The 10,297-nt window shown below is 34.4% G+C and carries 6 protein-coding genes and 1 pseudogene; 3 read left to right on the forward strand and 4 right to left on the reverse strand.

Translation table 11 applies throughout. The features are described from left to right. The 4 genes and pseudogenes from T368_RS16365 to T368_RS17425 all read right to left on the reverse strand — a co-directional run. A partial coding sequence (locus T368_RS16365; RefSeq protein WP_034567591.1) for a YidC/Oxa1 family membrane protein insertase occupies window positions 1-2,851 on the reverse strand: 2,851 nt, incomplete at its 3' end. Between the two features lie 454 nt (window positions 2,852-3,305). After that, window positions 3,306-3,806, reverse strand: a complete 501-nt coding sequence (locus T368_RS0110060; protein ID WP_004088531.1) for a toxin-antitoxin system YwqK family antitoxin — start codon at window positions 3,804-3,806, stop codon at window positions 3,306-3,308. Between the two features lie 40 nt (window positions 3,807-3,846). Continuing rightward, window positions 3,847-4,500 carry a metallophosphoesterase family protein gene (locus tag T368_RS0110065; RefSeq protein ID WP_004088532.1) on the reverse strand — a complete coding sequence of 218 codons (654 nt, stop codon included), beginning with the start codon at window positions 4,498-4,500 and terminating at the stop codon, window positions 3,847-3,849. Between the two features lie 68 nt (window positions 4,501-4,568). Next, window positions 4,569-5,686 (reverse strand): annotated as a pseudogene (locus T368_RS17425) (phospholipase A). A gap of 372 nt (window positions 5,687-6,058) precedes the next feature. On the opposite strand from T368_RS17425, the gene T368_RS0110080 reads away from it, so the two are divergent. The 3 genes from T368_RS0110080 to T368_RS0110090 all read left to right on the forward strand — a co-directional run. Then, window positions 6,059-6,604, forward strand: a complete 546-nt coding sequence (locus tag T368_RS0110080) for an outer membrane beta-barrel protein (RefSeq protein ID WP_004088536.1) — start codon at window positions 6,059-6,061, stop codon at window positions 6,602-6,604. Between the two features lie 280 nt (window positions 6,605-6,884). Further along, window positions 6,885-8,720: a GTP-binding protein gene (locus T368_RS13925; protein WP_210647650.1), complete on the forward strand. Its 1,836-nt coding sequence runs from the start codon at window positions 6,885-6,887 to the stop codon at window positions 8,718-8,720. 127 nt (window positions 8,721-8,847) lie between these two features. Continuing rightward, window positions 8,848-10,297, forward strand: a 1,450-nt coding sequence (locus tag T368_RS0110090) for a methyl-accepting chemotaxis protein (RefSeq protein ID WP_027338463.1), incomplete at its 3' end; no start/stop codon positions are given.

A 10,297-nucleotide genomic window follows, 5' to 3' on the forward strand; every position in this document is an offset into this window, starting at 1 on the left:
TTATCCCATCAATCTTTAATGTGTCATCTTTAACTTCTTCTGTGATATCTTGCCAACTATTTTCATCATAAATATTACCTTTGACTTGGAAATAATGGTCAATAATCCATTCGTTTTTTTGTGTTTTTTTTAGATCGCTTGTAATCGGGGTTGCAGTAATAATTTTTCTATTGTTTGGATAATTTTTAAGTATATTCTTTGGCACATTAGGACAACCATTAGGAAGATTTTCGCAAAAAATGCTTGAAATATCATAATTTGCCATAAGTCTAGAATCTACTTTTAACTCTCCGCTTGTATTAAAATCTTTAAATAAAAATATGGTTTCGGGTCGCCCATTTTTTTCTATTATAAAGCGTGGTATTCCCATACTATCTGGTGATCCATGATCGCTTACGATAAGTATCTGCGTGTTATTGTAAATTGCATTATCTTTAAGCCATTGTATAAGATAATCGAGATAATTTAATGCGCATGCTTCAGAATCATAATGTTTGAAGAAGAAGTCTCGTTCGCCTTGATAGCTATATGACATTGTTTCTTTATGTGGATGGTCATGCCATGCCGTTTTGTTGGCAAGTTGATTTTTTGGTCCTTGAAATAAGCATTTTTTTCCATTGTAATACATGGCATATGGGGGATGAGTAATACATGTATGCAAGTATTTAAAAGTTGGCTTTTTAGATTCTGTATTGTGCAAATGGGTAAAAGCATACATTGATGAAGTATATCCTAACGATCCTCTAACGTTTGGGTCCATGATTCTGTAGCCCAACCCCTTATATCGGAACCATTTTCCATTGTTATATATTTTAGAACGCAATGCTTCTGGACTAAAACGAAATGTCCCATAACTTAATAAGCGTTTATATATCGCTGCATTACCTTCATTTGCAAGTTTGAAAGCAATTGTGTCTTCCGGGTGGTGTGTAAGATAATAGTCGATATAGGCATATCCATTTTGTGTTACAAAAATATTTTGATTATAAGCCTGTATGTATTTGGCTGCTTTGGCCGATTCCCCCATAAAATACCCCACATCATAGCCGTTCTTTACAAAAGTATCACCTATAACACCAAAGGCTTCAGTGATACTATCATCAAGATTATCTTTTCTGGCATTCATATTATATACAGCATAATGCTCCCCGCCGATAAGCGTAGCAATACTATGAATAGTAGAGTTTGTCGTAGATATAGCGTTATCAAATAGCACAAAGCCATCAAGCTGTGTTTTAAACTCTGGGAATTGCTCTAAGAGTGGATGCATATGTGAGCCACTGAATGCATCAAGCACCATAACTATGATATTCTTTTCAGTCTTAGAGTAAGAGAATAATTCTTTTTCATAAGGTTGCAGATTGTTATCCTCTGCAACAAGGCTTTTTGGGACTATATAAGTTTTATTTGCTTCCATAATATTAAAGAAAGATATAACACTTAGCACACAAAGACTAATGAGACTAACACTAAAAATACTCTTCAGCCATTTAAAACAAAAATACACAATCGCTACACTTGCTATAAAAGCACACAAGGCATATAAAAGATTATTTGGATTATTAAACTCTGGTTTTTGTAAGACAAAATGATCCATAGCCCCATAATCACCTACAAAAATAAATGTATTGATGACCCCGATAAGAAATAATATGCTTGCAACATATACACCAAACTTAAAAAGTCGTGTTTTATAAAAAAAGCTTGTAATATAGATAACCATAAAGCTAGAACAAAGGAATGCACCAAATAAAACTGCTAGTGTTTGATATGTTTGGCTTGTGTCAAATTGAGAGACATCACTGCTATAAATAGCATAAGGGCTAAAGACACATATTATAAAGCAGATATTAAGAATAGCTAGAATGCTAATATTGCGATAATTTGTATAGGCTTTAGAATCTAGGGCGGTGTATGGGGTGAAAATGTTAAATAATAGAGTCTTAAATTTTCCTTGTAGTTTTGTGGATTGTGTGTTTTTAGGGTTTTGGCTTGGATTTGCAGTTTTAGAATCTAGCTTAGATTCTGTATTTTGAGAATCCACAATTCTAGTGTTAGAGTCTCGGCATTCTAAGGATTGAGATGAGAAATTAGGGTTGTGCAAGTCTTGCGAATGAGGCGTATTGGACATACACCGCAGTGAGTAAGGCGAAGCACTCCCTGATTTATCGCTCAATACTGAATGCCTTTTATTTCTACATTGCTTAAATATCTCTTTAAACAACGCAAACGCCATATTACAAGTCCAATATAATACTAACGCACTCGGCATACTATAAAGTAGCACCAAGAATAATAAGGCAATCAAACTCCCTTGCACTCTCGCACCTAGCTCTTTTGAGCTATAAAAGACATTGATTAAAGTAAAAATAGTCATAAGTAAAGGCAGTATATGGATACTTAAACCAAATAACATAATAGAATCTGGTTTGCTTAAATCATCTATCCATAGAAAGCGGACACTTTGCAAATACTCCGCATTCTCTACTAAATGAATCATTGCAATAAAAAATGGAATTTGTAATGCTAATCCCCCTAAGCCAAATAAGGCAAAAATGGGGTGAAAATGCCTTTGCTTATAGAGTGTGCGGATATAGCTTTGCAGTTCTGCACCTTTAAATACTCTTTTAAACTCTTTAATCTTACTATCACATTGTGCTTTTAACACTCCAAAGGAAGCCACTTTTTTATCAAAGTAAAAAGTGAGTTTTAGCATAAAAAGCTGCATTATAAGAGAGAGTAAAATAATGCTTATGCCATAATTCTTAGTTGCCTTAAAAAGTGTAAATAAAGCCCACTCAAGCACCTGTTCTACTGGAAATATAAAAATATAATATAAAATCTCTAGCATAGCTTCCCTTTCTCTAGTCCTTTTTCTAGCATAGTATCTAGCTCCCTTAGCCTTGCTACAAGGGCGATTTGTGGTTTTAGTCTAGATTCTAAAATCTGTTTAGATTCTATAAATTTTCGTGTTATGAGGCTTCTTTATATTGCCTAACATTATAGTTTAAGTTGAATATAACTCTATCGCTTAAGATTTGAAAGCCTCTAAGCTCAAAGTCAAACTAGAAACTAAAGATTAGGCAAACATATTTCATGCAAAAATCTGAAAAAAGCAGTTGAAGTGTTACTTGTCTCTAGAGTTGATATTTCTTCATCTGTTAGTGTTTTGTCATTATGACATTTGCCGCTTAATATTATGCATTTTACAATAACTCTTTTAGATTAAAGCCATAAAGATTCTAAGATTAGAATCTAGCAAGTGTTAAGAACTTTAAATTCAAGGGTTATTTAGAATCACTCTCTTAAAAGCATATTCTTTGTAAATAGTTAAGTGCCTTTTCAATGTTAATGTCGTTGTTTCTAATTTCTTTTAAATCTTTGTCTGTTAAGACCTTATCATTAAAGCATTTACCGCTTATATAATTATTATTTTGTGCGTTTATTGTGGCAAATAGCCTTTTATCTTCTGTGTAGTATTTTACATCGCCATGCACTTTATTGTTTAAACTCGGCGCTTCTAATCTCAAATTCCCATTTGTGTCATATATTTTTCCTATACCATCTATTTCATTGTTTTTAAATGGTATTTCACCCATAAGTTTGCCATTTTCATAATACACTTTTGCCACACCCTCGAATTTACCATTTTTATATGGTGTTTCTCTCATAAGATTCCCATTTGGATCATATTCTTTTTCTACACAACCGCTTATTATGTCTGTTTCATTTTTGCATTCTTTTAATGTCTCTGCATGTAAAATAGAAAATGAAAGAAAACCCATTAACACACTTTTTAGTAACATATTTGTCCTTTAAAATTAAGATAAAGATTCTATAAAGCTATTAAAAATGTGCCCATGATGAAAGAATATCACGCAATCTTTTAGGGCGAAATGAGAGTCTTTCTGTGCTAGCATTAATGCAGTAGTCTTGCACACTATCTCTTGAGTGTATATGTCCGTGGATATTGACTTCACATTTTGCTAGAGAGTAAGCATAATCGATAATATCCCTTGCTTTATGATATTTATCATTTCTTTTTCTCTCGCCAACGGGAAAATGGCTAAACATAATCCGCACATTATTCACATCAATGATTAATCCTGTGGCATAGGGATTTTTTAGCTCATCGCCCCACTTTTTTTTCATCGCTTTTTTTAGCATATCTTTTTCTGGAATCTTAAATTTAATCTTTTTTATCACACGCCAATCTTTTAGCTTTTGATATTTACCCATATCATTATTGCCTACAACAAGCATTTTTTCACCATTGAGTTTAGGCAAAATGCTATCACCATCGCCAAAGTATAAATCCCCTAAATGCAGCACGCTATCATTCACACTCACGACTTCATTCCACCAATTTAAACTTAAATCATCAAAGCTTTTATAATGCGTGTTATTCAGTGTAATCACTCTTAAAGGCTCTTTTACAAGCACATGTTTATGTCCAAAATGCGTATCAGAAATAATAAAAGTATCAAGTGATATTTGCATGTTTTGCCTTTATCTTGTTTTCTAATCTTAGCATATTTTAGAAACTATAAGCAACAATCTTGTATCACCTATCTCACAAAACGCACACCAATGCCTATCCTATGCCCCATTTTATCATATTCATAGAGATAATCCCCATAGCCAACAAAATATTGCATATAAACTCCATAGTATGGATTAAGCTTATAAGTATAGCTTAGCCGCAAACCACCATGTAAGCTATCAATCTTTTTTCCGGGCTGAAAATATCGTAATAAGCCCGTTATAGTCGCATCGGCTAAATGCTTGTTATAACGCATAAATATTTTTATCTCAAGGCTTCCTAAGTATTTATATATAAATGGATTCTCGGGATAGAATCTCACAGGGGCAAATGCCTCCATATCAACACCCCAATGCTTTGTCGTCCATCTGGCTTTAAATATCCATCTATCACTGCCTCGACTTCTATCAGTTAAACCACCCTGTGCTATATCTATCTCGCCATTACTGATATGCCTCCAACCAGTTGTAAGCTCTGTGAGTGTGCCACCCCAAAATACTACATTCATAGGATAGGTAAATAAAACTCTGGCTGAAAGTCATTGTCTCTTACCGGCGAACTTGCCTTTTCATTAAACACTTGAAAAAAGAAAGTATCTGTAAAAGCAAAATATAAGATTCCACCGCTTTTAAAAATATTCCTTGACAAAGGGACTCTAAAGCTTATCTGCCCTTTAAGCTCATTTGGTATATGGCGTGGATTTTCCATAGGTGTGAAATTGTAAAGGTATATGAAATAAGTATCACGCCAATCTTCAACGCTTAAAAGGGCTTTTGTGGTCAGTGGTGCTGGGATTGCATCAGGGATTTCTGCGGTATTTATCGTGCCAAATAGCTCATCTTTTGACTTTTTATCTAAAAGTGGGTATTCATGGGTTTCTTCCTTGTTTGTATTGTTGTTTTGCCTTGTTTCTGTGTTTTGTGTCGAGTTGGAATCTAGTTTCTTGTCATATCGAGTGTGTAAGCACGAAATATCTTTTTTAGATTCTAAAGTTTTAGATACTTCGCCTAAAGGCTCAGTATGACAAGCGGTTGTTTTAGAGTCTAGACTTTCTACTTCTTGTTTCTTAGAATCTGTCTTTGCGTTGAGTATTGTTAATGCGTAGGCAGTAAATACTAACATCATAAAACGACATATTTTCATCGCTTACCTTTCTTAAACTTCATTATTGCATGTTGCTTTAACTTTTAGAAATCAAATTTTGCGAAATTATTTTATTCATATCATTTATTGACATAGTAAATTACATGCGACAATGATATATAACACACTATTAAATGTTACAAAATAATACATTTTTGCTTAGATTCCTTAGCTTTGCATACTTGAAAGTTCTTTTGTTTGTGTGAAACATAAGATAAAAGATACAAAATGTAAGCTAAAATAGACATGGCAGTCATATCATCATTTTTTGCTTCTTTACTTTATGTTTGCTTTAATGAGACGATATAGTTGTATAATTGTGCATTCAATCTTAAGCATTGAATAAATTTTACACAATGAAAGGATAAAGAGATGAAAATTACAAAATGTGTGAAAGCAGCAGTTTTAGCAAGTGTTCTTGCAGCAGGTAGTGCGCAAGCATTGCCATTTATATCACCAGAAGTTGGTGGTATCGTAGGGACTAGCTTTGATAGTGCAAAAAGTGGAAAATTTGATGGCGACACAAATATCACTTATGGTGCGTATGCAAGATTATGGTTAAAGCCGGGTTCATTCCGCATTGCACCTTTTGTGAAGTGGGAAAATATCACAGGAATTACTCAAAACAATGCGGTTAATACAATCATCAATGGTGGCGATAGAAACAATAACCTACAATATGGTGCAGTATTGGGGCTTGAGTTTTTCTATCTTACTCCTTATGTAGGTGTTGCGTATTCTCAATTTACAGATGCGACAATCTCAAATACTTGGGCGTTAAACTATGGTTTGAAGTTTAAGATTCCAATTTTACCTTTAGCAATCGGTATTGATGCGTCTTGGCAGAAACCAAAAGTGCTAAATTCTGTTGAATTGGATATGCACAGAATAGGCGTTACGCTAGGTCTTCATTTCTAATTTAACATAACTCCTTCAAACATTAACATAGCCTTAAATTTTTGGGGCTATCCCACAAACTCACATATAAGATACCATTATGAAAAAAGATACAAACAATAAAAGCAAATATCATAAAAAGAGTCAAAATAGTCTATTAGGACTTGGTAAAAAATATATAAAAGATTCTAATGCTATCACGCAAGACACAAAACAGCGTGGCAAAAAACATATAGAATCTAAAGAAAACACACAAGATTCTACACAAATAGAGATAAAGCCTATCGCAAGTGTAGCCATCATGGGCAGACCAAATGTAGGCAAAAGCTCACTTTTTAATCGGCTAAATCAAAAGAATATCGCCATAACCTCACATATAAGCGGCAGCACAAGGGATATTAACAAAAAGGATTTAAGGCTAAATAACTTTGATATTACACTTATTGACACAGGTGGGCTTGAAGTCTTAGCACATAGACTAAAAGAGTTTTACAAACAAAATAAAGCTACACAATCTCAAACAATAGCCCCAAGCACAAAAGACATACATGGTATAAATCGTAGCAATAAAAGAGAACAAGCCATAATTGCTACCCAGCTAAAAGAACACATTGCCTTTCACTCATACAAAGTTGTTGCGACAAGCGATATTATTTTATACATGGTTGATGGAAGCAATATTGTCGCTGATGAAGATATTAGAATCTTTAGAGAGTTAAGCAAGCAAAAACCCCTTTTACTTGTGCTAAATAAAGTCGATAATGATAAACTCGCTATGCAGGCAAATGATTTTATGGCATTTGGTGTGCCTTATATCACAATCTCTGTGGCACATAATAGAGGTATTACAAAGCTTTTATCAAGCATTGAAAACATGATACAAGAACTTATAGATTCTAAAAAGATAAAAGCACAAAAGACTTTAAAAACACTTGATTTTTTAGATTATTTTGACGATACAGAAAGCATTCTTACTTTTGAAGATGAAGAGCTAGATTCTAATCCCACTTTAAAAAGTCGCACTAATTCTAAAACACAAGCTACACAGAATCTAGATTCTAATCCTTGTCATGTTGAGCGTAGCGAAACATCTAGTATAGAATCTTTAAAAGATATTTCACTTAATACGCAATGCGATAATAATTCAGATTCTATACCTTTAAAAGCTGATATGGAATCTAAATCACAAAATAATGAATTTCTAGATTCTATAAATGAAACTTCGCGGGATATAGAATCTTTAAGCACCATATCTAATCAAATAGACACAACACAAAATACAGACAACACCATCTCAATAGGCATTATCGGTCGTCCAAATGTCGGCAAAAGCTCTCTACTAAACGCACTCACAAATACAAACAGATCTCTTGTATCAGACATCGCAGGGACTACCATTGACCCCGTTGATGAGCATATTATGTATAATGGCTATAAGCTTACATTCGTAGATACCGCAGGGATTCGCAGACGCAGTAAGATTGAAGGGATAGAGAAATACGCCCTTGATAGAACGCAAAAAATGCTACAAGAATGCGATATTGCCCTGCTTGTGCTTGATTGTAGCACGGAGTTTGTGGAGCTTGATGAAAAGATTAGCTCTATTGCAAGTAGTAATGGGCTAGGCGTTATCGTAGTGTTTCATAAATGGGATATACGCAGCAAAGAGTTTGATAGTCGCCTTGAAGTTTATAAGAGAAAATTCAAGTTTTTAGAATATGCCCCAATTATCACCGCATCAAGCACAACGCATAGGCACATCAAAGAATTAAAGCAAAAGATTATAGAAGTCTATCAGCATTTTAGCCTTAGAATCCCAACCGCAAAGCTTAATACCTGCATACAAAATGCACTTAAAAAGCACCCTATACCAAGCGATCATGGCAAGATTGTGAGAATCTATTATGCAACGCAGTTTGATTCTAAGCCACCAAAAATAGCCCTTATTATGAATAGGCCAAATGCCCTGCATTTTAGCTATAAGCGCTATCTTATCAATACCTTGCGACAACATTTTGGCTTTCTTGGCACACCAATCATTATTGAAGCACGAAGTAAAAAGACAAGAGATTTGAGCGAGACTGGTGAGACATTTGGCAATGAAGCAATAAATAAAGACAATGATGTTAAATCTTGATTATTTTTAACAATGTATAGTTTCGGGCTATATTTTTGTGTTATTACCATATACACGCATTAATGCAGTTCTACAAATTACTTGCATTTACACAAAATAATTTATTTCTACATACTTAGGAGCTTTCATGGTAAAAAGCATTAAAACAAAAATCGCATGTTTAGTCGGTGCGTTAATGGTGATCGCACTGCTTGGTATTGGACTAATCACTTTCTTTGTTACTCGTAGCAATACGCTAGAGTTAGCCGCACATACACAAGCAAATAATGTAAAAATGGCAGATGCAATTATTGCTGATTTTATGACGACTAACTTCAAAGCTACACAAGAGCTTGGCAATATGATTCTAGAAATGCCTTATGAAAAGTTAGCCACACAAGAAGCAGTGATGGAAAATGTAGGACCGCTTCTTCGTTCATTTCGTGTTGGTGGTAACTTTATGAGTGCTGGTATAGGCAGAGAAAATGGGGAGCTTATAGTCAGCGACACAGAATCTGATAAGGAAAAAATCAGCCATTATTCCTATGGTAAAGCACATAACTATGATGTGCGAACGCGTGATTGGTATATTGAAGCCAAAAAGCAAAATGGCATATACATTAGCCCTGCTTATGAGGATACTTTAACCCACCTACCATGCTTTACCTTTGCATATCCGCTTTACAAAGATGGTAAGTTTATCGGCATACTTTCACTCGATCTTATGCTAGAGCAGCTACAAGACCATTTTAATGCTATCCCTGTGAATGTATTTGCCCTTGATTCTATACATGTGCCTTTTGCAGCATCGAATAAGGAAATTCTGCTAAAAGAAAATGAGAATTTCAAAGCATTATATGCAGAGACCGCAAAACAAGGTAACTATAAAAATATTCTCTTTGACTATATAAGCAATAACAAAACAGAACGCAAAATGGCAACCTGTAATCACGCAAGCGTGCAAGGACAAGCGTATTCAGTATGCACACTTGAAGATTTAAGTATGATACAAAAGCCAATTTGGGATATGGCTACACTGCAAAGCATACTTGTTGTTTTAATGTCAGCGATAAGCGTGATCGTGCTATTTGTGGTGCTTTATATCTACCTTAAGCCAGTTGAAACTATCAAAAAAAGCTTACTCACATTTTTTGCATTTTTAAACCACGAGGTAAAAACCGCACCAAAGCCCCTGCATATTACAACCCATGATGAGCTAGGAGAGATGGCGCACGCCATAAACGAAAACATAGAAAAAACAAAGCTAGGATTAGAGCAAGATTCTAAAGCAGTAGTTCAAGCCGTAGAAACCGCTAAAACAATAGAAGCAGGTGATTTTAGAGCAAGAATCACAGAAACACCACATAATCCACAATTAAATGAATTAAAAAATGTATTAAATCACATGCTAGATGATTTAGAGAAAAAGATAGGTAGTGATACAAACGAGATAGCAAGAGTATTTGATAGCTATGTCAATCTTGACTTTACTACAGAAGTAAGAGATGCAAATGGTAGAGTAGAAGTTGTTACAAATACTCTAGGAGAAGAAATTAGAAAAATGCTGCATACAAGTCAAAGTTTTGCAAAAGAGTTAG

This window comes from Helicobacter bilis ATCC 51630 (assembly GCF_000686565.1).
GTDB classification, from domain to species: Bacteria; Campylobacterota; Campylobacteria; order Campylobacterales; family Helicobacteraceae; genus Helicobacter_A; species Helicobacter_A bilis.